Genomic DNA, 23,103 nt, shown 5'->3' on the forward strand with positions numbered 1-23,103 from the left:
TCAGCCGGTGTTCTTCATCCCGGCCGCGATCCCGTTGATCGTCAGCAGCAGGGCGCGCTCCAGGTCGGGATCCGGGTCGTCGCCCGCGGCCCGGCGCTGGGCGAGCAGCTCGACCTGCAGGTGGTGCAGCGGCTCGAGGTAGGTGTCGCGCACCGACAGCGTGCCCCGCAGCACCGGGTGCCGGGCGAGCAGCTGGTCCTCCCCGGTCACCGCGAGCAGCTCGCGGCGGGTGAGTTCGTGCTCGGCCCGGATCTGCGCGAACAGCCCCTGCTGCTCCGGCTCCACCAGGGTCGCGACGTAGTTCGACGCGATCCGCAGGTCGGTCTTCGCCAGCGTCATCTCGACGTTGCCGATCAGGTTCCGGAAGAACGCCCACTCCCGCATCTCGGCGAGCTCGTCGGCGTAGCCGGCCTCGCGGGCGGCCTTCAGCCCCGAGCCCAGGCCGTACCAGCCGGGCACGACCATCCGGGTCTGCGTCCAGCCGAACACCCACGGGATCGCCCGCAGGTCGTCGAGCGTCGGCTCGCCCTGCCCCGGTCGCTTCGACGGCCGCGACCCGACGTTGAGCCGCCCCAGCTCCTCCACCGGCGTCGCCGCGGTGAAGAACAGCGGCAGGCCCGGGTCGTCGACGAGCGTCCGGTAGGTCGCGGTGGCCGCCTCGGACACACAGTCCATGACCTCGTCCCACCGCTTCAGGGTCTCGGCCGGCCAGCGCGACGCCTGGTGCAGCAGCGACGCGTCCAGCATCGACGCCAGCAGGATCTCCAGGTTGTCGTGCGCCAGGCTGGGCAGCGAGTACTTGTCGGAGATGACCTCGCCCTGCTCGGTGAGCTTCATCGTGGCGTCGACCGACCCGAACGGGGCCGACGCGATGGCCTCACCGGCCGGGCCGCCACCGCGCCCGACCGACCCGCCGCGACCGTGGAACAGCCGCAGCCGCACCCCGTGCTCGGCGGCCACGTCGCGCAGCTGGCGCTGCGCCCGGTGGATCTGCCACTGCGACGCGGTGATCCCCGCGCCCTTGTTGGAGTCGGAGTACCCCAGCATGATCTCCTGCAGGTCACCGCGGTTGCGGACCTGCTGCCGGTACCCCGGGTCCGACAACAGCCCCTCCAGCAGCTCCCCGGCCCGGGACAGCTCCTCCACGGTCTCGAACAGCGGCACGAGGTCGATCGAGGAGCGCGGGTCGTCGCCGATCTCGACCATGTACGCCTCGCGGGCCAGCACGGCGACGGCGAGCAGGTCGTCGACGTCGCGGGCCATCGAGACGATGTAGGTCCGCACGACCTCGTCGCCGAACTCGTGCTGCAGCGCGTGCACCGTGTCGAACAGGTCCAGCACCGGCGCGGCGGCCTCGGGCACGCCGTAGTGGCGGCGGAACAGCGGCCGCTTGCTGCGCAGCTCCGCCGAGAGCAGCTCCCGGCGCTCGTCGCGGGTCAGCTCGGCGTAGGGCTTCTCCAGCTCGCCGAGCCCGTCGAACACCGCGCCGAGCGCGTCGTGGTGCTTCTGCGAGTGCTCGCGCACATCCATCTCGACCAGGTGCAGGCCCAGCGCGCGGGCCGAGCGGATCGCCCGGGCCAGGGTGCCGCCGGCGATCCGGGCTCCGTGGTGGCCGCGCAGCGACCGGTCGACGACCAGCAGGTCCTCCAGGTAGCCGGCCGACCCCAGGTAGTCGACGCCCGGCTCGTGCGCGGCGCCGGCCGCGATCCGCCGGCGGGTGTTCTCCAGCCGGGCCGCGACGTAGGACAGCTTGAGCCGGTACGGCTCGTGCGCGTTGAGCCGGATGTAGCGGTCGTGCACCGCGGGCAGTGCGCGGCGGTCCCGGGCCAGCGAGCCGCGCAGCTCCTCCGACACCCCCATCACCCGCGTCGACACCGACAGCTCGAAGACCAGCTTCTCGACCAGCGCGGTGTGGATCCGGATCGCCCGGTCGGCGTTGAGCTCCAGCACCTCGCGGGTCACCGCGGGGGTGACGTTGGGGTTGCCGTCGCGGTCGCCGCCGACCCACGACCCCAGTACGAGCGGACGCGCGTCGTCCGGGATCTCCAGCCCGGCCTCGGCGGCCTCCCGGGCGAACTCGCCCAGCAGGTCGGGGACGGTCCGCTCGCCGAGCCGGGCCGCGAACCAGGCGACGTTGCGGGCCTCGTCGATCACCATCGGCTTGCCGGGGCGGATGTCGTCGGTCTGCCAGAGCAGGTCGACCAGCGCGGCGAGCTCCTCGTCGGGCGCCCGCTCGTCGAGGGCGTCGACGATCCGGCGGAGGATGCCCAGCACCGACTGCCGGGTCGACTCGGTCGGGTGCGCGGTGAACACCGGGCGCAGCTCGGCCCGGGCCAGCACGTCGGCGACCTCGTCCGGGTCGGCCTCGGTGGCCAGGCGGCGCAGCACCGTCCGCAGCGGTCGTGCGTCGACCGGGCGGAGTTCCCGCAGCTCACGGGACCGGTGCAGCTGCTCGGCGACGTTGGCCAGCTGGAAGTACTGGGAGAACGCCCGCGCCAGCAGTACCGCGGTGCCGGTGTCGATCCCGTCGAGCAGGGCCGCGACGACGTCCGGCCCGGCCTCGCCGCGCGCCGAGTCCCGGGCCGCCCGGCGCACCTGCTCGACCAGCTCGAGGACCTCGGGACCGGACTCGTCGGACAGCGTCCGCCCGAGCATCGTCGACAACCGCCGGATGTCGGCGCGCAGCGCCTTCTGCTCGCTCTCGCTGACGACGCCCGAGTGCGCGGTCAGCGAGTCGGGGGCGAGTGCGGTGGTCTCCGAGGGGCTCACGCAGGCTCTCCGGTTCTCCGCGCGGTGGCGCGGGTCGGGACGGGCCGCTCGCGTCGTCGGGAACGGGGTTCGGGCAGCGGCATCGTCCCCCGCCGGCGCGGGGCGGGGCCATCGCTGGCGCCGCCCGTAACCCCGGGGAAACCTGATCCGCACGAACTCGGACACATCCGCACGACATCGCACATCATCGCGGGCCACACTGGGCGCATGACCCGCTGGCTGCGTCGCACCCCCGGTGCCTCCCGTCCCCGCATCGAGTTCGGGGCCGACTACAACCCCGAGCAGTGGCCGCGCGCGGTGTGGGAGTCCGACGTGGCGCTCATGCGCGAGGCAGGCGTGACGGTCGCGACCGTCGGCGTCTTCTCCTGGGCGCTGCTCCAGCCCGCGCCGGACCGCTGGGACCTCGGGTGGCTCGACGACGTGCTGGACCTGCTGCACGCGGGCGGGATCGCCGTCGACCTCGCGACGGGCACGGCGTCACCCCCGCCGTGGCTGCATCACCGGCACCCGGAGATCCTCGCCGTCGACGCCGACGGCCGGACCCTGGCGCCGGGCGGGCGCCAGCACCACCGCCCGACCTCCCCGGTGTTCCGCCGCCACGCCCTCGCCCTGGTCGAGCGGCTCGCCCGCCGCTACGGCGACCACCCCGCGCTCGCCGCCTGGCACGTGTCCAACGAGCTGGGCTGCCACGACGTCCACGACCACTCCGACGACGCACAGGTCGCGTTCCGCGCCTGGCTGCAGCGCCGCTACGGCGACCTCGACCGGCTCAACCACGCCTGGGGCACCGCGTTCTGGTCCCAGCACTACGGCGACTGGGACGAGATCGGCACCCCGCGCCGCACCGGCCCGGGCACCCACCCGAACCCGACCCAGCAGCTCGACTTCGCCCGCTTCTCCTCCGACGCCCTGCTCGACCACCTGCGCGCGGAGCGGGACCTGCTGCACGCGCTCACCCCGGACGTGCCCGTGACCACCAACTTCATGGTGATGGGCGAGACCAGCGGCATGGACTACGCGACCTGGGCGCCCGAGGTCGACGTCGTCGCCAACGACCACTACGTGTTCCCCGGCCCGGACGCCCGCGACGAGCTGTCGTTCTCGGCCAACCTCACCGGCAACCTCGCCGGCGGGCACCCGTGGTGGCTGATGGAGCACTCGACGTCGGCGGTGAACTGGCAGCCGGTCAACCGCGCCAAGCGCCCCGGGGAGCTCGCCCGCGACGCGCTCACCCACCTCGCGCACGGCGCCGACGCGCTCTGCTTCTTCCAGTGGCGCCAGTCCGCGGCGGGCGCGGAGAAGTTCCACTCGGCGATGGTGCCGCACGCCGGGCCGGATTCGGCGCTGTTCCGCGACGTCACCGCGCTCGGGGCGACCCTGCGCGACCTGGCCCCGGTCGCCGGGGCGCGACGGGTCCCCGCGCCGGCCGCGGTGCTGTGGGACTGGCCGTCGTGGTGGGCGGCCGAGCAGCCGTTCACCCCGACCACCGAGCTGCGCTACAAGGCCGAGGCTCTCGGCTGGTACCGGGCGTTCCTCGACGCCGGGGTGCGGGCCGACGTCACGTCCGCCGACGCGGACCTGTCCGGCTACGGGCTGGTCGTCGCCCCGGTGCTGCACGTGGTCGGCCCGGACCGGGCGGCCGCGCTGACCGCCTACGTCGGGGCCGGTGGGCACCTGGTCACCACCTACTTCTCCGGCACCGTCGACGACGACGCGCACGCCGTCCTCGGCGGCTACCCGGGCGCGCTGCGCGACCTGCTGGGCATCCGGGTCGAGGAGTTCGCGCCGCTCGACCCGGGCGCCGTCGTCGAGCTCGACGACGGCTCCACCGGTGACCTGTGGAGCGAGGCCGTGCAGGTGGTGGACCCGGCCGTCGAGGTGCTCGCCCGCTGGACAGGCGGCGGTACCGACCCGGCCGCGGGGGACCTCGCCGGGCTGCCCGCGGTGACCCGCCGCCCGGTCGGGGACGGATCGGCGACCTACGTCCCGACCCGCCTCGCCGATCGCGCCCCGCTGCTGCGACGCCTGCTGGCCGCCGCCGGGATCGTCCCCGAGCTGCCCGGCGAGCTGGTGGGCCGGGTGGAGCTGGTCCGCCGCGACGGCTTCCGGTTCGTCGTCAACCGGACCGACGCCCCCGTCGACCTGGGGCCGCTCGGCGCGGCGGAGGTGCTCGCCGGCCCGGCCGGCACGCTGCCCCCGCGCGGGGTGACCGTCCTGCGGGACCGATCCGCGGGATCGAATCGCACGTTCCTGCCCCCGGGAGGGCGGAAACGTGCGTCTCGGCAGGACCGGGGTGCGGACGGCCGGACGCCCCGCCGCGCGGGAGGCGCGGCGGGGCGTCGGGGTCGTACCGGGTGACGCGGGGTCAGCTCGCGTCGAGGTCCTGCTCCAGCAGCTCGGCCAGGGCCGCGACGGCGGCCTCGCCCTGCTCGTCGTCGGAGGAGGTCAGCACGACCTCCTCGCCGGACTTCACTCCCAGGCCCATCACCGACAGGATCGAGGCGGCGTCGACCGGACCACGCTCGCCGTCGGCGGTCCCGATCCTCACCTTGACCCCCTGCTCCTTGGCGGCGGTCACGAACAGGTTGGCGGGGCGGGCGTGCAGCCCGACCGACGAACCGACCTTCACACGGCGCTCGGCCATGGTGGGTGCTCCTTCTCTCGGGTGGGTCAGCCCGCGACCGGCGCGGCGGCCGGGGCGATGGCGGTCTGCTCGGCGGCGGCCGGAGCCGGGGTGCGGCGGGCCGACTTCAGGCCGACGACCAGGGCGGCGGAGACCAGGGTGCCCGCGATGATCGCCAGCAGGTAGGCGAACGGGTTGCCGATCAGCGGGACCACGAAGATGCCGCCGTGCGGGGCCCGCAGGGTCGCGCCGAAGGCCATCGACAGCGAGCCGGCGACCGCGGACCCGGCCATCAGCGACGGGATGACCCGCAGCGGGTCGGCCGCGGCGAACGGGATCGCGCCCTCGGTGATGAACGAGGCGCCCAGCAGCCAGGCGGCGCGCCCGTTCTCCTGCTCGGCCTTGGTGAACAGGTTCTTGCGGACGGCGGTGGCCAGGGCCAGCGCCAGCGGCGGGGTCATGCCGGCGGCCATGACCGCGGCCATGATCATCAGCGCGGTCTCGGAGCCGGTGGACAGCCCGGCGACGGCGAAGGCGTAGGCGGCCTTGTTGACCGGGCCGCCCATGTCGAAGGCCATCATCAGGCCGAGCAGCGCGCCGAGCAGGATCGCGTTGGTGCCCGAGAGGCCGTTGAGCCAGTTGGTGAGGCCGGTCGTCGCGGCGGCCAGCGGGGTGCCGACCAGCACGAACATGATGAAGCCGACGACGGCCGTACCGATCAGCGGCAGCACCAGCACCGGCATGATCCCGGCCAGGGCGCGCGGCGGCTGCCACAGCTTCAGGCCGTAGATGACCGCACCGGCGAGCAGGCCGGCGACCAGGCCGCCGAGGAACCCGGCGTGGGTGTTGACGGCGATCATGCCGCCGACGAAGCCGGGCACCAGGGCCGGGCGGTCGGCGATGGCGTAGGCGATGAAGCCGGCCAGCACCGGCACCAGGAAGCCGAACGCGAGCGCGCCTGTCTGGAACAGCAGCGCCGCCCAGGACTGCAGCGCGCCCGGGTCGAACGCGACGGAGGCGACGCCGTTGTCGTCGAACGACACGATGTCGGGGGCCTCGGTGATCTGGTAGCCGCCGAGCGCGAAGCCCAGCGCGATCAGCAGACCGCCCGCGGCGACGAACGGGATGACGTAGGAGACGCCGGTCATCAGCCAGCCGCGCAGGCGCGACCCGAAGCCGGAGCCGAAGTTCTTGGTGTCCATCTCCGCGCCGTCGCGCTGGGCCGGGGCCGTCGCGGCGGCCGTGCCCTTCGGCTGGGCGGTGGCCTTGGCGACGGCCTGCTCGATCAGGCCGGGCGCGCCGCCGATGGCCTTCTTGACCGGCGAGGTCACCGTGGGCAGGTGCGCGAAGCGCTCCTTGTCCCGGACCTCGACGTCGGCGGCGAGGATGATGGCCTCGGCCTCGTCGAGCTGGGCCTGGGTGAACGGCGTCGAGCCGGCCGAGCCCTGGGTCTCGACCACGATCTCGTGGCCCGACTCCTCGGCGGCGACCTCGAGGGCCTCGGCGGCCATGTAGGTGTGCGCGATGCCCGTGGGGCACGCGGTGACGGCGAGGAGCTTCATGCTCCCACCTCCTGCTGGATGAAGGTCGCGACGGCGGCCGGGTCGGTGGCGTTGCGGAGCTCGTTCTTGAACGAGGCACGGACCAGGCGACGGGCCAGCGCGGCGAGCACCGTCATGTGGTCGGTGTTCCCGCCCTCGGGGGCGGCGATCATGAAGATGAGGTCGGCGGGGCCGTCCTCGGCGCCGAAGTCGACACCCGACGGCGCCCGGCCGAAGGCCAGGGTCGGCTCGGTGACGGCCGCGGAACGGCAGTGCGGGATGCCGATGCCGCCCTCCAGGCCGGTCGGCATCTGGGCCTCGCGGGCCTCGATGTCGGCGAGGAACCGGTCGAGATCGGTGACCCGGCCGGCCTTCACCAGGCGCTCGGCGAGCGCGGTGACGGCGGTCTTCCGGTCGGCCGACGGCACGTCGAGGTCGACCAGATCAGCGGTGATCAGGGCAGTCATGCGGCATCTCCGGTGAGGGCGAGGGTGACGTCCGGCGTGGGGGCCAGTTCGACGTCGTCGATTCGGATGTCGGCCGGACCCGGCGTGGCGGAGCCGGGCAGTCGGCAGGCGGCGGCGCCGTAGGCCACGGCCTGCCGCAGGGCGTCGGGTCCCTCCCCACCCGCGGCCAGGAACCCGGCCAGGGTGGAGTCACCGGCGCCCACCGTGCTGAGCACGGTGATCGGAGGGGTCCGGGCGTGGTACTCGCCGGACCGGTCGACCAGCAGGGCGCCACCGGCACCCAGGCTGACCAGGACCGCGCCGATCCCGCGGGCACGCAGCTCGCGGGCGGCCAGCAGCACGTCGCCGAGGCTGCCCAGGGGGCGCCCGACGAGCTCGGCCAGCTCGGCGTGGTTGGGCTTCACGAGGTCGGGGGCCGCCGCGACGGCGTGGTGCAGCGGCGCGTCCGAGGTGTCGATCGCGACCTTCAGGCCGGGACGGCGGCAGCGCCGGGTCAGCTCGGCGTGGAAGTCGTCGCCGACCCCCGGGGGGAGTGACCCGCAGCTGACCAGCCAGGTGGCGCCGGCGCCGAGGGCGCAGGCGCGCTGGAACAACGCCTCGACCTCGTCGGCGGACAGTCGCGGGCCCGGCTCGTTGATCTTGGTGGTGACGCCGTCCGGCTCGACCAGGGTGATGTTGACCCGGGTGGCATCGGCGACGGGGACGGCGACGGTCGTGACGTCGGTCGGCTCCAGCAGCGCCGCGAGGCGCTCACCGGGGGTGGCGCCCGACGGCATCAGGGCCACCGCCCGGTGCCCGGCCGACGCCAGCGCACGGGCGACGTTGACGCCCTTGCCGCCGGGGTCGACCCGGACCGACTCGGCCCGGTGGACCTCGCCGCGCACCAGGTGCGGCAGCGCGATGGTCCGGTCCAGGCTCGGGTTCGGGGTGACCGTCACGAACATGGGCGGGGTCGGGAGCGTGCGGGGGGTCATGCGCGTACCACCTTCGGGCCGGCGGCCTCCAACTCGGCGGCGTCCGCCGCGTCGAGGCCGGTGTCGGTGATCAGCGTGTCGACCTCGGCCAGCGTGCCGAAGCGGATGAACTGGTCGGAGCCGAACTTGCTGGCGTCGGCGAGGACGACGGTGCGGCGGGCGGCGCGCAGCATCGCCCGCTTCGTCGCGCCCTCGCCGCTGTCGGGTGTGGTGAGGCCGCGCGCCACGGAGAAGCCGTTGGTCCCGATGAAGGCGACGTCGATCGTGAGACCGGCCAGCACCTCGGTGCCCCAGTCGTCGACGGTGGCCAGCGTCGTCCCGCGGACCCGGCCGCCGAGCAGCCGCAGGTCCACGTTCGGGCGCCCGGCCAGCGAGGACGCGATCGGCAGCGAGTTGGTGACGACGGTGACGTCGCGCTCGCGGGGCAGGGTGCTCGCGAGCCGGGAGGTCGTGGTCCCGGCGTCGAGCAGGACGGTCGCGGCGGTGCCCAGCTCGGCGAGGGCGGCCTTGGCGATCCGCTCCTTCTCCGCGCCGAACTGGCTGTCGCGCTGGCCGACCCCGGGCTCGAAGTTCAGCAGGTCCGACGGGATCGCCCCGCCGTGCACCCGCCGGACGAGGGCCTGGCGCTCCAGGGCCCCGAGGTCCCGGCGGATGGTCTCGGGGGTGACATCGAGCTCCTCGGCGACAGCGGCCACGTCGACCCGGCCCCGGTCCCGGGTCCGGTCGAGCAGCCACTGCTGACGCTCCGCTGCGTACATCTTTGTTCGCTCCCGCTTCGATGCTTGCTTGTGTCTGAGTATGTGGGTTTTACTGTGTTTGTCAACGGGTCACGTCGACGTAACCCCGGGAGCCACTCATGCCGAGCACGACCGCCCTCATCGGAATCCCCGCCAGCCCCGGCCGCGCCGGCGGCCGCGTCGTCCGCGTCGCCGAGCCGCCGGGCGAGCCGGCCGCCGGCCCCGCCCCGGCCGACGCCGCCGCCGAGGCCGCGCGGATCGCGCCGGCCGTCGAGCTGGTCTCGCAGCGCCTGACCGCGCGCGCCGCGACCGTCACCGGCGACGCGCGCGAGGTGCTGGAGGCGACCGTGACGATGGTCGGCGACCCGGCGCTGCTGGAGAGCGCGCAGGGGCTGGTCACCGAGCAGGGGCGGCCCGCCGCGCGCGCGGTGTGGGAGGCCGCGAACTCCTTCGCCGAGATGCTGTCGTCGATGGGCGGCTACATGGCCGAGCGCGCCCGCGACATCCACGACGTGCGTGACCGGATCGTCGCGGAGCTGCTGGGGCTGCCCGCGCCGGGCGTCGCCGACCTGGACGCGCCTGCCGTGCTCGTCGCGACCGACCTGGCCCCGGCCGACACCGCCGGGTTGAAGCCGGGCGTCGCGCTCGCCCTGGTCACCGAGCAGGGCGGCCCGACCAGCCACACCGCGATCCTCGCGCGTTCGCTGGGGATCCCCGCGGTCGTCGGCTGCGCGGGCGCGACCCGGATCGCCGAGGGCGCCGCGCTGACCGTCGACGGCGGCACCGGTGAGGTCGTCGAGGTCGCCACCCTCGACGAGGCCACCGCGTTCGCCGCCGCCGCCTCGGTCACCGCCGAGTGGGACGGCGTCGGCCGCACCGCCGACGGTCGTGTCGTGCCGGTCCTGGCCAATGTCGGCGACGGCCCCGGCGCGGCGAAGGCCGCGGAGGCCCGGGCCGAGGGCGTCGGCCTGTTCCGCACCGAGCTCGCGTTCCTCTCCGCGGCCGAGGAGCCGACCGAGGCCGCCCAGCGCGAGGTCTACACCGCGGTGCTGTCCGCGTTCGCCGGCAGGCCGGTCACCGCCCGCACCCTCGACGCCGGCGCGGACAAGCCGCTGCCGTTCCTGTCGCTCGACGGCGAGCCCAACCCGGCGCTGGGCGTGCGCGGCCTGCGGATCGCCCGCGTCCCCGGCAACGGCGACGGCGTGCTGGAGCGCCAGCTCGCCGCGCTCGCCGCCGCGGCGAAGGAGACCGGCGTCGCGCTCAAGGTGATGGCGCCGATGGTCGCCACCGCCGAGGAGGCGCGCTGGTTCGTGCAGCGCTGCCGGGCGCACGGCATCTCCCAGGCCGGCGTGATGATCGAGATCCCGGCCGCGGTGCTCACCGCCGACGAGATCATGGCCGAGGTCGACTTCGTCTCGGTCGGCACCAACGACCTGGCCCAGTACCTGTTCGCCGCGGACCGCCAGTCCGGGCCGGTGGCCGCGCTCAACGACCCGTGGCAGCCGGCGCTGCTGCGGCTGATCGGGCTGCTCGGCGAGGCGTCGGCGCGCACCGGCACCCCGGTCGGGGTGTGCGGCGAGGCCGCGGCCGACCCGGGGCTGGCCGCGGTACTGGTGGGTCTGGGGGTCGCGAGCATGTCGATGGGGTCCGGTGCGCTCGCCGCGGTCGGGGCGACCCTGGCCGGGCTGACGGTGGAGCAGTGCCGGGAGCGGGCCCGCGCGGCCTGCGCCGCGGCCGACCCGGTCGCAGCCCGCCGCGCCGTCGCCGCTCTCGACGGCTGATCGCCGTTCGTCGCGTTCGTCCTCCCGCTCGGCTGCGCGGTGGGTGGACCGGCGGCGTCACGCCGCTGGTCGCAGTGGCCTGTGGTCCCACCGGACGTACCCGGCCACCGGTTGCCCTCGGCGACCCGCGGTTGTTGGGTCGACACACGGCGTGATCCCGTGTCGCGAACCGGGCGCCGTCCGACGACCGGAGGTCACCCCTGTCCGAGGGACCGCTTGCCCACGCCGTCCGGGTGGCCTCGGAGCAGGCCTACGTCGACGGGCTGTCCGAGGGCCGCCGCGAGGCCTGGGAGCGCGCCTCGGGCGCGCGCCCGGAGCCGGCGTCGAAGCGGCTGCTCGTGCACCTGTCGCACTCCATCGAGCGCGCGGTGATGTCCGGGCCGCGGGAGGACCCGACGGTCGTCGTCGCGCTGTTCCAGCAGCTGCGCTTCTTCGACCGCGAGCGCGAGGTCTACGCGCGGATGGCCCAGGCCGGGATGCACGTCGTCGTCGCGTTCGCCGACGGCGGGGTGCACGACGTACCGGACGGCGTCCACCTCGTGGTGCTGGACCCGGACGAGCCGCTGGCGTCGGAGTGGAGTGTCGTCGCGCTCGGGCCCGGGGCGGGCGCGTTCCTGGTCGCGACCGACCAGTACGCCCGCGACCCGCGCGAACGGGGCGAGGCCGGGCGGGTGTTCCTCGGCCGCTGGGGCTACGCCCGCGCCCAGGCCGGGACCGAGCTCGCGCGGCTGCGGTTCGCGCTGGGGGACCGGCTGCCGGCCTCGGTACGGCGCACGGTCGACGAGCTGCTCGGCTCCTCGATGCCGACCGGCGGCGACCCGGCGGCCTCGGCGGGCACCACCGGCGAGGCCTGGGCGACGACCTCGCTCAACCACATGATCGACCGGCTGCTGTCGGCCCGGGCCGGCACCCGTGAGCTGCGATCCCAGCTGGCCGACGCCCAGCGCGCCGCGGCCGCCCGTGCCGCCGCCGCGGTCGACCCGGCGAGCGGTCTGCCCACCGCCGAGGCCCTGGACCGCTTCGCCGGACCGGCGGGGCCGGAGACGCTGCCCGTCGGCGTCGCACTGTTCGACCTGCCCGGCCTCGACGGCTCCGTCGTGCACGACGACGACCGCGCCGCCTGGTTCGCCGCCCACCAGGTCGCGGCGGCGATGACCCAGCCGCTCGGCCCGGTCGACGCGGCCCTGCGGCTGTCCGAGCGCGAGTTCGCGCTGGTCGTGCCCGGTGCCTCGGACCGGCACCTGGCCGGGCTCTGCGACCGGGTCGGCGAGCGCCTGGCGCTGGCCTCGCAGGGCTGGCCGGGCATCGCGCTGGCCGGGCGGGTCGCGTTCGCGGTCACGGCGACCCGGCCGCTGCCGCTGGCCGACCTGCGCGCGGCGCTGGCCCACCTGCCCGAGGAGCCGGGCGACGCCGGCCCGGTCGACACCGGCCGGAACCCGGCCGGAGACCGCATCGTCGTCGCCGCGACCGGGCGGGAGGGCGTCGGGCCGCGGCCGTCCCCGGAGCCGTCGGCCGCGGCCCGGCACCGCGGTCCCGACGACGTCGCACCGCGCCCGCGCCCGGCCGCGAACGGCGGCGGGTCCGGCGACCCGGTCGCGCCCCCGCCCGACGCGCACGCCCCGCCGCCGCGGCCCGCACCGGCCCCGCCGCCGTCACGGCCCCGGCCCTACCTCGACGCGTCCTCGACCGGCCCGCGGCCGGTCACCGGTGAGGCGGCCGCCGACCCGCGGGCCGCGGCGCAGGAGGCGGTGCGCCGCCTGGTCCAGGGCGACCGGGGTGCCGACTACGACGTGTTCGCCGACCGGCACCGCGACAACGGCGGTCACCCCGGCTGACCGGCGCGTTCGCCCTGGGCGGAGCTGCCCTGGGCAGAACCGGGCGCGGAACGCGCCGCCCCCCGGCCACGGTGGGGTCATGAGCGACTCACCGCGCACCCCGCGCTTCGACGACCGCGCCCGCCGCGACCTCTACGACCAGCGCGTCGTGGTGCTCGACGGCCCCCTCGACGACGACAACGGCACCCTGCTCGCCACCCAGGTCGTGGCACTGGCCGCCCGTGACCCGGACGCCGACATCGCCTTCTGGATCCACTCGCCCGGCGGGTCGGTGCCGGCGATGCTGGCGCTGCGGGACCTGTTCCGGCTGGTCCCCTGCGACGTCGCGACGCTCGTGCTCGGCATCGCCTACAGCGCCGGGCAGTTCCTGCTCTCGGCGGGCACCCCGGGCAAGCGCCGCGCGCTGCCGCACTCGCGGGTGCTGATGCACCAGGGCTCGTCGGGGATCGGCGGGACGGCCGTCGACATCGAGCTGCAGGCCGACGACCTGCGCCACACCCGCGACACCGTGCTCGGCCTCATCGCCCAGGACACCGGGCAGCCGGTGGACCGGATCTTCAGCGACTCGCTGCACGACCGCTGGTACTCCGCCGCCGAGGCGCTCGACTACGGCTTCGTCGACGCCGTCGTCGACCGGTTCGACCAGGTGGTGCCGCGCCGCGGTGCCGTCCCGACCGGCTTCGGCGTGGGGCGGTGACGGCGGTGAGCACCTACACGATCCCGAACGTCATCGCCCGCACCCCGGGCGGCGAGCGGGTCCTCGACGTCTACTCCCACCTGCTCACCGAGCGGGTCGTCTACCTGGGCACCGAGATCGACGCGGGCGTGGCGAACGCGTTGATCGCCCAGCTGCTGTTCCTGGAGGCCGACGACCCCGACCGCGAGGTGCAGCTCTACGTCAACTGCGGGGGCGGCGACCCCAGCGCGATGCTCGGCATCTACGACACGCTGCGCCACGTCCGCTGCCCGGTCGCGACGACGTGCGTCGGGCAGGCCGTCTCGGTGGGTGCGGTGCTGCTCGCCGCCGGGACCGAGGGCCGTCGCGGCGCGCTGCCGCACGCCCGGGTCGTGCTGCACCAGCCGGCGGCGCAGGGCCGCGGGTCCATCCCGGACCTGATCCTGCAGGCCGACGAGCTGGTCCGGATCCGCGCCGACATCGAGGAGATCCTGGCCCGGCACACCGGGCAGACCGTCGAGCGGTTGCGCGCCGACACCGACCACGACCGCGTGTTCACCGCGTCCGCGGCCCGGGACTACGGCCTGCTCGACACCGTGCTCGAACCGCAGCCGCCGCGCACCCGCGAGCGGCGCTGAGCGTCGCTGAGCGGCGCCGGGTCAGGCCGCCAGCGCGTAGGCGCACTGCGGCCCGCGCACCCGCGGCGCCGTCGCGAGACCGTCGGCGACGCCGCGGGTCAGCCCGGCCAGGTCGGTCCCGAGCGCCCCGGCGACGGCGGCGATCATCTCGCTGGAGGGCTCCTTGCGGCCCCGCTCCACCTCCGAGAGGTACTGCGGGGACACCCCGGCGCGCCCGGCCGTCGCGTGCAGGGTCTCACCGCGGGCGTGCCGCCGTCGCCACAGCTCACGACCGAGTGCGTGCCGCCAGAGGGGTTCGCTCATGGGAGCACGGTAGGGCCCGGCGGGGGCCGTGGTCCCCGGGTTCCGCCCACAGCGGAACCCGGGGCGGGCGCTCAGGCCTTCAGGAAGTCGAGCAGCGCGGCATTGAACTCGTCGGGGTGGGTGGCGTTGAGGCCGTGCGGGCCGCCCTCGATCAGCACGAGCCGCGAGCCCTCGATCGCCTCGTGCGAGCGCTTGCCGGACACCTCGAACGGGACGATCGCGTCGGCGTCGCCGTGGACGACCAGGGTCGGGATGCCGGCGTCGGAGACCTTCTGCACGTCGTCGCGGAAGTCGGTGCGTCCGAACGCGGTGATGCAGTCCAGGGTGCCCTTCGGCGACGCGAACTCGGCGATCGCGCGGTGGTAGGCACGGTTCGGCTCGCTGATCAGGTCGGTCCGGTCGCCCGCGGCGAAGAAGTTCGACGTGAACTCCTCCAGGAAGGCGATCCGGTCACCGGTGACGCCGCCCTGGAACTGCTCGATGGTGGCGTCGTCGAGACCGCCGTCGGGGTTGTCGTCGGACCGGTAGAGGTACGGCGGCACGGCGGCGGCCAGCACGGCGCGGGCGACCCGGTCGGTGCCGTGCTTCGCGACGTAGCGGACGACCTCGCCGCCGCCCATCGAGAACCCGACGAGGGTGGCCTCGCGCAGGTCGAGGTGCACGAGCAGGGCGTGCAGGTCGTCGGCGAAGGTGTCGTAGTCGTAGCCGTCCCAGGGCTGGGAGGACTGGCCGAAGCCGCGACGGTCGTAGGTCACGACCCGGTGGCCGGCGTCGACCAGCGCGGGGACCTGCTTCTCCCAGGACCTCCCCGACAGCGGCCAGCCGTGGATCAGCACGACGGGTGCGCCGGAGCCCTGGTCGGTGTAGTGCAGCTCGACCGGGCTGCCGTTCTCGGTACCGATGCTGAGCTGGGGCATGGGGTGCACTCCTCCGGGAAGATCGGTTGCGTCCTCCCGATCCGCGTACCCGCCCCGCCGCGGACCTACCCGTCGACGACCGTGCCCTGCCCGAGCATCCGCTCCAGCACGGCGCGGACGGTCGCGTCCTCCACGGTGTAGTACACGTAGGTCCCCTCGCGCCGGTTCTCGACCAGGCCCGACAGTCGCAGCTTCGACAGGTGCTGGCTCACCGCGGTGGGGGCGGCGCCGACCAGGTCGGCGAGGCAGGCCACCGAGGACTCGCCCTGCAGCAGCGCCCAGAGGATCTTGACCCGGGTCGGGTCGGAGAGCATGCGCATCGCGTCCGCCACCCGGCGGACCTCGTCCTCGGGCGGCATCGCGAAGCCGTGGATGGACTCGTGCACGACGCGAGGATACCTGCGTGACTGCGCGGATGGTCCACCGTCACACCATGTGGATGGCTGACTGCGTATCTTCGTGCATGCGCAGGTACGGTCTCACGCATGCGATCCGCTCTGACCCTGCCCGAGGTCCGCTGGGCCGGGGCCTCCCTGCTGGCCTTCCTGGCGGCGCTCGGGGCCGACCTGCTCGGCGCGCCGTCCGCGGTGGTCGTCGGCCTGTACCTGGCCTGCTACGTCCTCGGCGGCTGGGAGCCCGCGCTCGAGGGCCTGCGTGCGCTCGGGGAGAAGCGGCTCGACGTCGACCTGCTGATGATCGTCGCCGCGGTGGCCGCGGCCGCCATCGGGCAGTGGTTCGACGGCGGCCTGCTCATCGTCATCTTCGCGACGTCCGGGGCGCTGGAGTCGGTCATGACCGCCCGCACCCGGGCCAGCATCGACGCCCTGCTGGACCTCGCCCCGGAGACCGCCACCGTCGTCGACGAGGACGGCACCGAGCGTGTCGTCCCCGCCGCCGGGCTCGTCGCGGGACAGGCGGTGCTGGTGCGTCCGGGCGAGCGGGTCCCCGGCGACGGCACCGTGCTCGGCGGGGTCTCGGAGGTCGACACCTCCGCGCTGACCGGTGAGCCGGTCCCGGCCCGTACCGGGCCGGGCGATCCGGTCCTCGCGGGCACCGTCAACGGCACCGGGGTGCTGCGGGTCCGGGTCTCGCGCGACGCCGCGGACACCGTCGTCGCGGGGGTCGCCGCGCAGGTCGAGCGGGCCGCCGAGACCAAGGCGGGCCGCCAGCTGTTCATCGAGCGCGTCGAGCAGCGCTACTCGGTGCTGGTCGTCGCGGGGACGGTGCTGCTGCTCGCGGTGCCGCTGCTGCTCGGCGCCCCGTTCACCGAGACGCTGCTGCGCGCGATCGTCTTCATGATCGTGGCCTCGCCGTGCGCGATCGTGCTCGCGACGATGCCGCCGCTGCTCGCCGCGGTCGCGGTGTCCGGCCGGCGCGGGACCCTGGTCAAGGACGTCACCGTGCTGGAGGCGCTCGCCGAGGTCGACACCGTGGTGCTCGACAAGACCGGCACGCTGACCTCCGGCCGCCCGCAGGTGGTGTCGGTGACCCCGCTCGGGTCCCGTCGCGCCGACGAGCTGCTCGCCCTGGCCGGGGCCGCCGAGGCCGGCAGCGAGCACGTACTGGGCCGGGCGGTGCGCGCGCACGCCCTGGAGCGCGGCCTGCACCTGCCCCACGCCGAGGGGTTCACCGCGGTCCCGGGCGAGGGTGTGCGGGCGGTCGTCGGCGGGCGGACCGTCGCCGTCGGGCGCCCGGAGCTCGCCGGTGACGTGGAGGTCCCCGGGGTCGCCGCGCTGCAGGAGGCGGGGCGGACCGCCGTCGTCGTGCTGGTGGACGGCGAGCCCGCCGGGGTGGTCGGGCTGTCCGACGAGCCGCGTCCGGGTGCCGCGACCGCGCTGGCCGCGCTGCGCCACGAGGTCGGCGGCGACCCGCAGGTCCTCACCGGCGACGCCGAGCGCCCGGCCCGGGTGCTCGCCGACCGGCTCGGCCTGACCCGGGTGCGGGCCGGGCTGCTGCCCGACGGCAAGGTCGAGGTCGTCCGCGCCGAGCAGGCCCGGGGCCGCCGGGTACTCGCCGCGGGCGACGGCATCAACGACGCGCCGCTGCTCGCGTCGGCCGACGTCGGCCTCGTGGTCTCCGAGGGGGCGGGGGCGCTGTCCCTGGAGGCCGCCGACGGCGTGCTCACCCGTGACCCGCTCGGCTCGCTGGCCCCGCTGGTCGTGCTGGCCCGGCGGGCTCGGCGGATCGCGCGGGCGAACCTGGCCTTCGCCGCCACGGTGATCGTGGTCCTGGTCGGGTGGGACCTGATCGGGACGTTGCCGCTGGTCGTCGGCGTCGCCGGGCACGAGCTGTCCACGGTGCTGGTGTGCCTGAACGGGCTGCGGCTGCTCGTCGTCGCGCGCCGGGAGGACCGGCGGGCCCGGGCCGCGGTCGCGCCGGTCGCCGTGGATCCCGAACGGGAGCGCGTCGGGGCCTGACGGGTGCTCCGGCCGGTGCTGCTCAGGCCGGGGCGACCGCCAGCGCGGCCAGCGCCATCCGGCGCAGCACCGCGGCCCGGGCGTCCGCCCCGCGCGGGGACGGCTGCTCGGCCCGTGGTGCGTACGGCGTGGAGTTGAGCAGGCCGAACACCCCGTGGGCGACGGTGCGGGCCTCGGCCGGGGCGACGTCGGGGTGCGCCCGGCGCAGCGTGTCCACCCACAGCTCGACGTAGGTGCGCTGCAGCCGCCGCACGGTGCGGCGCGGCTCCTCGGGCAGGTTCGCCAGGTCCCGGTCCTGCACGACGATCAGCTCCGGCTCGCGGGTCGCGAACGCGACGTGGAAGTCGACGAGGTCGGCCAGCGCGGCACGGGGGTCGTCGTGGTGGACGCGGGCGCGGCCGCCGTCGAGCAGGCGCTCGGAGATGTCGATGAGCAGCTCGGCGAGCAGCGCCTCCTTGCCGGGGAAGTGCCGGTAGAGGGCGGGGCCGCTGACGCCGACCGCGGCGCCCAGGTCGGCGATGCTCACCCCGTGGAAGCCGTGCCGGGCGAACAGCCGGGCCGCCTCGGTGAGGATCTGCTCGCGCCGCGACGGGGCCTCCGTGCGCGCGCCCGCGCCGTCCGCGGGGGAGGGGCCTGCTGCGACCATCGGACGATCGTAGCGTCGTCGGTTAACAGTTGTTAACGCGCCGTGCGGTCCGTCTCAGGCTCCGCACAGGTCGGCGGCGATACCCTCGTGGGCGTGATGAGGACCCTGCGCCGGATGCGCGAGCGTCTCGGCGTGCGCGCCGCGTCCGCCCTCGCGGCGGCGACGGCGGTCGCGATGGTGCTCGTCGTCGCCGGTGTGTCGCTGGTGCTGGTCCTGGAGAGCCAGCTGAAGCGCAACACCGAGGAGGCGCTCCTGGCCAACGCCCAGCAGGTGGCCGAGCGCATCCAGGCCAACTTCGCCGACTACCGCCCCGGCGACCCGGCCAAGGAGAACGCGGTGGTGACCACCGCCCGCCGCACCGACCTGGTGCAGGTCGTCACGGCCTGGAGCGACCGGACCGGAGCGCCGGACGACCGGGTCGGGTCGAACGGCGAGGGCCGCAACATCGAGGTGTTCGCCTCGTCCGAGCCGCTGGACGGGCAGCCGAAGCTGGTGGACTGGGTCCTCGCCCCGCACGAGACGCGCTCCCAGATGGACGTGCCGGTCACCTTCCACGACGCGGGCGGCCCGGAGCCGGAGCCCGGCCCGCTCGAGACCGAGAACATGATGGTCGTCGGGCTCGGCGTGCGGGCCTTCGACCGGCCGATCACGATCTACTCCGCCCAGCCGACCGACCAGATGCACAGCGCCGTCGACCTCGTCACCTGGCTCGTCGCGGGCGGGGTCCCGCTGCTGGTGCTGGTCGCGGGCGGCTTCACCTACCTGTTCGCCGGCCGCGCGCTGCGTCCGGTGGAGGACATGCGGTCCCGGGTCGCCGGGATGGGGGACAAGGACCTCTCCCAGCGCGTCGACGAGCCGGTCGCCCGCGACGAGGTCGGCCGTCTCGCTCGCACCATGAACCAGATGCTCGGGCGGATCGAGTCCTCCCAGGCGACCCAGCGCCGCTTCGTCGCCGACGCCAGCCACGAGCTGCGCAGCCCGCTCGCGACCGTGTCGACCGGTCTGGAGCTGCTCGGCGCGGGCATGCCGGAGGCGTCCGCGGACCGGGCCACCGTCGACGTCCTGCGCGGGGAGGCCTCCCGGCTGACCGGGCTGGTCGAGAACCTGCTGTTCCTCGCCCGTGCCGACGAGCGCGGCATCGCGCCGCGCCGCGAGGAGGTCGACCTCGACGAGATCGCCGACGCCGAGCGGGAGCGGCCGTCGGCCGAGACCGCCGTCGCGGTCCGGGTGACCAGTGAGCCCGTCCGGGTGGTCGGCGACCGCGGCCAGCTCGTCCGGGTGCTGCGCAACCTGGTCGACAACGCCAAGCGGCACGCGGCGTCGACGGTCGCGGTGTCGGTCCGGGCCGAGGGCGACCTCGCGGTGATCGAGGTCGACGACGACGGCAACGGCGTCCCCGAGGCCGACCGCGCCCGGGTCTTCGAGCGCTTCGTGCGGCTCGACGAGGCCCGTTCCCGCGGCGACGGCGGCTCCGGGCTCGGCCTGGCGATCGTCGCCGAGCTGGTCGCGGCGCACGGCGGGACCGTGGAGGCGGCCTCGTCGCCCGCGCTGGGCGGGGCCCGGTTCCGGGTCACCGTGCCCGCCGTGACGGCGCCGCTGCCCGAGGAGGAGACCTCCGGACCGGTGGACGCCGACCACGCCGGGGCCGGGCTCGACGGCGAGCCGGCCGCGGAGCTGTGCGACGACCGGCCCTCCGGCCCGATCCCGCGGGTGACCACGCGGTCGCCGTGGGCACGGGCCGAGGAGCCCGCCGACTTCGGCCCGGACGCATGGCTGGGGCAGGGCGGCACCGACCACGGGACAGCGGAGCACGGCACGGCGCAGAACGGCACGGCGCAGAACGGCACGGCGCAGAACGGCACGGCGTCGGGCGGCACCGCTCCGGTCCGCCCGGTCATGGGCTCCGCGGTCCCTCCCGAGGCCCCGGCCCGCCCGGTGCCCGCGGGCCCCGTGGGGGCGGGCGCGTCGGCGCGCGGGACCGCCGCTCCGGATGGCATGATGCGCACGCCCGGTGACCCGGCCGTCACCCACGGCTCGGGCACGGACGGTCGGACCCCGGACAGCGGTCCGGTGACGACCCCGCCCGACCCGGAGGACGACGTGTCCGCACCACCCGCCCACAGTCGCCTCGCCCCGCCGGCCGGCCCGCTGCCGATCCGGCCCAACACCGTCGGCAGCCCGTTCGACGAGAACGCCACCCGGCCGTTGCCGGTCGTCACGCCGCGTGGGCAGCGGGGACGTGGCGGCACCGCCGTCGCCAGCCGGGAGACGTCCCCCGACACCCGGGACACCGGGCGCGAGCCCGCCCGGGCCGAGCGGGAGCCGGTCGGGGCGCCGTCGCCGCGGCGGCCGTCCGACCGTCGTCGCTGAGCGGGTCCCCGCAGGTCAGCGGGGCGGCGCGGGCGCGGGCTCGGACATCCGATAGCCGACGCCGCGCAGCGTCTCGATGCTGTGCGTCCCGAACGGTGCGTCGATCTTGCGGCGCAGGTAGCCGACGTAGACCTCGACGACGTTGACCTCGCCGTCGTAGTGGGCGTCCCAGACCGAGCGCAGGATGTCGGTCTTGGTCACGACCTGCCCGGTGTTCTGCATCAGGTGCTCGAGCACGCCGAACTCGCGCGGGGTCAGCGGGATCTCGGTCTCGCCGCGGTGCACCCGGTGCGTGCCCGGGTCGAGGCTGAGGTCCCCGACCCGCAGCACGGTCGGTGCGGCCTCCCCGGCCCGGCGCAGCAGCGCACGCAGCCGCGCCTGCAGCACGACGAACGAGAACGGCTTGGTCAGGTAGTCGTCCGCGCCGAGGTCGAAGGCGTCGGCCTCGTCGTACTCGCCGTCCTTGGCGGTCAGCATGAGCACCGGCGTCCACACGCCGCGGTCGCGCAGGTGCTGCAGGATCCGGTAGCCCGACAGGCCCGGCAGCATGATGTCGAGGATGACCACGTCGTGCCGGCCGGTCAGCGCGAGCTGTAGCCCGGTGGGTCCGTCGTGTGCGATCTCCACCTCGTGCCCCTCCCCGGCGAGGCCGCGGCGGACCAGCTCGGCGAGCGGTTTCTCGTCCTCGACCAGTAGCAGGCGCACGCACCCCAGCGTAGTCCGCGGGATGCCCGCTCTGGACGCCACGTGTTAACAACCGCTAACCTGTTAACGGTCATTAACAGGCAGCGTTACCCGGGAGGTCCGATGACGGCACCGCAGGCCCCACCCGCGCCGGCCCCGGAGGCCCCGCGGCTCGGCACGGCGGTGGATCCGGCCGACCCGCGCGCCGCGGAGAACGACGCCGCGCACCGCGCCCTGGTCGCCGACCTGCGCGACCGGCTGGAGCGGACCCGGCTCGGCGGGCCGGAGCGTTCGCGGGCCCGGCACGTCGAGCGCGGGAAGCTGCTGCCGCGCGACCGGGTGGATGCGCTGGTGGACCCGTCGTCGCCGTTCCTGGAGCTGTCCCCGCTGGCCGCGAACGGCATGTACGACGACCAGGCCCCCGGCGCCGGGATGATCACCGGGGTCGGGCGGGTCGCCGGCCGGGAGGTCGTGGTCGTGGCCAACGACGCGACCGTCAAGGGCGGCACCTACTACCCGATGACGGTCAAGAAGCACCTGCGCGCGCAGGAGGTGGCGCTGCACAACCGGCTGCCGTGCGTGTACCTGGTGGACTCCGGGGGCGCGTACCTGCCCGAGCAGGACGACGTGTTCCCCGACCGCGAGCACTTCGGTCGGATCTTCTACAACCAGGCGCAGATGTCCGGGCAGGGCATCCCGCAGATCGCCGCCGTCCTCGGCTCCTGCACCGCGGGTGGCGCCTACGTCCCCGCGATGAGCGACGAGGCCGTCATCGTCCGCAACCAGGGCACGATCTTCCTGGGCGGCCCGCCGCTGGTGAAGGCCGCGACCGGCGAGGTCGTCACCGCCGAGGAGCTGGGCGGCGGGGACCTGCACGCGAAGGTCTCCGGCGTCACCGACCACCTCGCCGTCGACGACGCCGATGCGCTCGCCCGGGTCCGCGCGATCGTCGCGACGCTCGGCCCGCGTGCCCCGCGGCCGTGGGAGGTGCGCCCCACCGAGGAGCCCGCCGTCGACCCCGCCGGGCTCTACGCCGCGGTGCCCACCGACACCCGCACCCCCTACGACGTGCGTGAGGTCATCGCGCGCGTCGTCGACGGCTCGCGGTTCGCCGAGTTCAAGTCCGAGTACGGCACCACCCTGGTCACCGGGTTCGCCCGGATCCACGGCCACCCGGTCGGGATCGTCGCCAACAACGGGATCCTGTTCTCCGAGTCCGCGACCAAGGGCGCGCACTTCGTCGAGCTGTGCGACCAGCGCGGCATCCCGCTGGTGTTCCTGCAGAACATCTCCGGGTTCATGGTCGGCCGCGAGTACGAGGCGGGCGGCATCGCCCGCAACGGCGCGAAGATGGTCACCGCCGTCGCCTCCACCCGGGTACCGAAGCTGACCGTCGTCATCGGCGGCTCCTTCGGCGCCGGCAACTACGCCATGTGCGGGCGGGCGTACTCGCCCCGGTTCCTGTTCATGTGGCCCAATGCCCGCATCTCGGTCATGGGCGGCGAGCAGGCGGCCACCGTGCTCGGCACCGTCGGCAACGCCGACCCGGACGCGATCCGCGCCCAGTACGAGGAGCAGGGACACCCCCTCTACTCCACCGCCCGGCTGTGGGACGACGGCGTCATCGACCCCGCCGACACCCGCACCGTCCTCGGGCTGTCCCTGTCCGTCGCCGCCAACGCGCCCCTGGCCGACCCGGCCTTCGGCGTCTTCCGGATGTGAGGG

The 23,103-nt window shown here is 75.2% G+C and carries 18 protein-coding genes and 2 pseudogenes; 9 read left to right on the forward strand and 11 right to left on the reverse strand.

Annotated elements, in window-relative coordinates:
• Positions 1–2,769 (reverse strand): phosphoenolpyruvate carboxylase, encoded by a 2,769-nt coding sequence (gene ppc, locus AC0GKK_RS17200; RefSeq protein ID WP_476653021.1) that lies wholly within the window; start codon positions 2,767–2,769, stop codon positions 1–3.
• 207 nt (positions 2,770–2,976) lie between these two features.
• On the opposite strand from ppc, the gene AC0GKK_RS17205 reads away from it, so the two are divergent.
• Positions 2,977–5,127, forward strand: coding sequence for a beta-galactosidase (locus tag AC0GKK_RS17205; protein ID WP_489882097.1), 2,151 nt, complete (start codon positions 2,977–2,979; stop codon positions 5,125–5,127).
• A gap of 7 nt (positions 5,128–5,134) precedes the next feature.
• Here AC0GKK_RS17205 and AC0GKK_RS17210 read toward each other — a convergent pair whose 3' ends face one another.
• The 5 genes from AC0GKK_RS17210 to AC0GKK_RS17230 are packed head-to-tail and all read right to left on the reverse strand — an operon-like array spanning position 5,135 to position 9,132.
• Positions 5,135–5,413, reverse strand: coding sequence for an HPr family phosphocarrier protein (locus AC0GKK_RS17210; protein WP_062398519.1), 279 nt, complete (start codon positions 5,411–5,413; stop codon positions 5,135–5,137).
• Between the two features lie 26 nt (positions 5,414–5,439).
• A complete protein-coding gene (locus AC0GKK_RS17215; RefSeq protein WP_489882098.1) occupies positions 5,440–6,954 on the reverse strand; it encodes a PTS fructose transporter subunit IIC in 1,515 nt (504 codons plus the stop codon).
• A complete protein-coding gene (locus tag AC0GKK_RS17220) occupies positions 6,951–7,400 on the reverse strand; it encodes a PTS sugar transporter subunit IIA (protein ID WP_062398515.1) in 450 nt (149 codons plus the stop codon). The genes AC0GKK_RS17215 and AC0GKK_RS17220 overlap by 4 nt, the downstream gene beginning before the upstream one ends.
• A complete protein-coding gene (gene pfkB, locus AC0GKK_RS17225) occupies positions 7,397–8,344 on the reverse strand; it encodes a 1-phosphofructokinase (protein ID WP_489884029.1) in 948 nt (315 codons plus the stop codon). Before pfkB ends, AC0GKK_RS17220 begins: the two co-directional genes overlap by 4 nt.
• 26 nt (positions 8,345–8,370) lie before the next feature.
• Positions 8,371–9,132 (reverse strand): DeoR/GlpR family DNA-binding transcription regulator, encoded by a 762-nt coding sequence (locus tag AC0GKK_RS17230; RefSeq protein WP_489882099.1) that lies wholly within the window; start codon positions 9,130–9,132, stop codon positions 8,371–8,373.
• A gap of 98 nt (positions 9,133–9,230) precedes the next feature.
• Between AC0GKK_RS17230 and AC0GKK_RS17235 the strand changes: the two genes are divergently transcribed.
• The 4 genes from AC0GKK_RS17235 to AC0GKK_RS17250 all read left to right on the forward strand — a co-directional run bounded on the left by AC0GKK_RS17235 (position 9,231) and on the right by AC0GKK_RS17250 (position 14,041).
• Positions 9,231–10,892: a putative PEP-binding protein gene (locus tag AC0GKK_RS17235; RefSeq protein ID WP_489882100.1), complete on the forward strand. Its 1,662-nt coding sequence runs from the start codon at positions 9,231–9,233 to the stop codon at positions 10,890–10,892.
• Positions 10,893–11,125: 233 nt separating this feature from the next.
• A complete protein-coding gene (locus AC0GKK_RS17240) occupies positions 11,126–12,727 on the forward strand; it encodes a DICT sensory domain-containing protein (protein ID WP_489882101.1) in 1,602 nt (533 codons plus the stop codon).
• A 79-nt stretch (positions 12,728–12,806) separates the two neighbouring features.
• Positions 12,807–13,424, forward strand: a complete 618-nt coding sequence (locus AC0GKK_RS17245) for a ClpP family protease (RefSeq protein ID WP_489882102.1) — start codon at positions 12,807–12,809, stop codon at positions 13,422–13,424.
• Between the two features lie 5 nt (positions 13,425–13,429).
• Positions 13,430–14,041: a ClpP family protease gene (locus tag AC0GKK_RS17250; protein ID WP_062403890.1), complete on the forward strand. Its 612-nt coding sequence runs from the start codon at positions 13,430–13,432 to the stop codon at positions 14,039–14,041.
• A 21-nt stretch (positions 14,042–14,062) separates the two neighbouring features.
• Here AC0GKK_RS17250 and AC0GKK_RS17255 read toward each other — a convergent pair whose 3' ends face one another.
• The 3 genes from AC0GKK_RS17255 to AC0GKK_RS17265 all read right to left on the reverse strand — a co-directional run bounded on the left by AC0GKK_RS17255 (position 14,063) and on the right by AC0GKK_RS17265 (position 15,647).
• The gene (locus tag AC0GKK_RS17255; RefSeq protein WP_489882103.1) at positions 14,063–14,344 is read right to left on the reverse strand and encodes a helix-turn-helix domain-containing protein; all 282 of its coding nucleotides are present in this window, start codon (positions 14,342–14,344) and stop codon (positions 14,063–14,065) included.
• Positions 14,345–14,415: 71 nt separating this feature from the next.
• Positions 14,416–15,261 (reverse strand): alpha/beta fold hydrolase, encoded by an 846-nt coding sequence (locus AC0GKK_RS17260; protein ID WP_489882104.1) that lies wholly within the window; start codon positions 15,259–15,261, stop codon positions 14,416–14,418.
• Positions 15,262–15,326: 65 nt separating this feature from the next.
• Positions 15,327–15,647, reverse strand: coding sequence for an ArsR/SmtB family transcription factor (locus tag AC0GKK_RS17265; protein ID WP_062398503.1), 321 nt, complete (start codon positions 15,645–15,647; stop codon positions 15,327–15,329).
• 306 nt (positions 15,648–15,953) lie between these two features.
• Here AC0GKK_RS17265 and AC0GKK_RS17270 point away from each other — a divergent pair, with 306 nt between their 5' ends.
• Positions 15,954–17,678: a heavy metal translocating P-type ATPase gene (locus tag AC0GKK_RS17270; protein WP_405421657.1), complete on the forward strand. Its 1,725-nt coding sequence runs from the start codon at positions 15,954–15,956 to the stop codon at positions 17,676–17,678.
• Between the two features lie 22 nt (positions 17,679–17,700).
• On the opposite strand, the gene AC0GKK_RS17275 is transcribed toward AC0GKK_RS17270, so the two are convergent.
• Positions 17,701–18,324, reverse strand: coding sequence for an SACE_7040 family transcriptional regulator (locus tag AC0GKK_RS17275; RefSeq protein WP_208821612.1), 624 nt, complete (start codon positions 18,322–18,324; stop codon positions 17,701–17,703).
• An 819-nt stretch (positions 18,325–19,143) separates the two neighbouring features.
• On the opposite strand from AC0GKK_RS17275, the pseudogene AC0GKK_RS17280 reads away from it, so the two are divergent.
• A pseudogene (locus AC0GKK_RS17280) lies at positions 19,144–19,395 on the forward strand (histidine kinase dimerization/phospho-acceptor domain-containing protein); the annotation flags it as partial.
• A gap of 243 nt (positions 19,396–19,638) precedes the next feature.
• Positions 19,639–19,863 (forward strand): annotated as a pseudogene (locus AC0GKK_RS17285) (ATP-binding protein); the annotation flags it as partial.
• Between the two features lie 846 nt (positions 19,864–20,709).
• On the opposite strand, the gene AC0GKK_RS17290 reads toward AC0GKK_RS17285, so the two are convergent.
• Complete coding sequence (locus AC0GKK_RS17290; protein WP_062398497.1) at positions 20,710–21,399, reverse strand: response regulator transcription factor; 690 nt, start codon at positions 21,397–21,399, stop codon at positions 20,710–20,712.
• 102 nt (positions 21,400–21,501) lie between these two features.
• Between AC0GKK_RS17290 and AC0GKK_RS17295 the strand changes: the two genes are divergently transcribed.
• Entirely contained in the window at positions 21,502–23,100 is a 1,599-nt protein-coding gene (locus AC0GKK_RS17295) for a carboxyl transferase domain-containing protein (protein ID WP_226367877.1), read from the forward strand.
• Positions 23,101–23,103: the final 3 nt, after the last annotated feature.

It is taken from the genome of Pseudonocardia sp. P-1, from assembly GCF_058111925.1.

Bases quoted from the DNA above. Each gene is read 5' to 3' on its own strand.
- AC0GKK_RS17210 (WP_062398519.1), bottom strand. From the start codon at position 5,413: ATGGCCGAGCGCCGTGTGAAGGTCGGTTCGTCGGTCGGGCTGCACGCC.
- AC0GKK_RS17255 (WP_489882103.1), bottom strand. From the start codon at position 14,344: ATGAGCGAACCCCTCTGGCGGCACGCACTCGGTCGTGAGCTGTGGCGA.
- AC0GKK_RS17270 (WP_405421657.1), top strand. From the start codon at position 15,954: ATGATCGTCGCCGCGGTGGCCGCGGCCGCCATCGGGCAGTGGTTCGAC.
- AC0GKK_RS17275 (WP_208821612.1), bottom strand. From the start codon at position 18,324: ATGGTCGCAGCAGGCCCCTCCCCCGCGGACGGCGCGGGCGCGCGCACG.
- AC0GKK_RS17235 (WP_489882100.1), top strand. From the start codon at position 9,231: ATGCCGAGCACGACCGCCCTCATCGGAATCCCCGCCAGCCCCGGCCGC.
- pfkB (WP_489884029.1), bottom strand. From the start codon at position 8,344: ATGTTCGTGACGGTCACCCCGAACCCGAGCCTGGACCGGACCATCGCG.
- AC0GKK_RS17215 (WP_489882098.1), bottom strand. From the start codon at position 6,954: ATGAAGCTCCTCGCCGTCACCGCGTGCCCCACGGGCATCGCGCACACC.
- AC0GKK_RS17295 (WP_226367877.1), top strand. From the start codon at position 21,502: ATGACGGCACCGCAGGCCCCACCCGCGCCGGCCCCGGAGGCCCCGCGG.
- AC0GKK_RS17245 (WP_489882102.1), top strand. From the start codon at position 12,807: ATGAGCGACTCACCGCGCACCCCGCGCTTCGACGACCGCGCCCGCCGC.
- AC0GKK_RS17260 (WP_489882104.1), bottom strand. From the start codon at position 15,261: ATGCCCCAGCTCAGCATCGGTACCGAGAACGGCAGCCCGGTCGAGCTG.
- AC0GKK_RS17230 (WP_489882099.1), bottom strand. From the start codon at position 9,132: ATGTACGCAGCGGAGCGTCAGCAGTGGCTGCTCGACCGGACCCGGGAC.
- AC0GKK_RS17220 (WP_062398515.1), bottom strand. From the start codon at position 7,400: ATGACTGCCCTGATCACCGCTGATCTGGTCGACCTCGACGTGCCGTCG.
- AC0GKK_RS17205 (WP_489882097.1), top strand. From the start codon at position 2,977: ATGACCCGCTGGCTGCGTCGCACCCCCGGTGCCTCCCGTCCCCGCATC.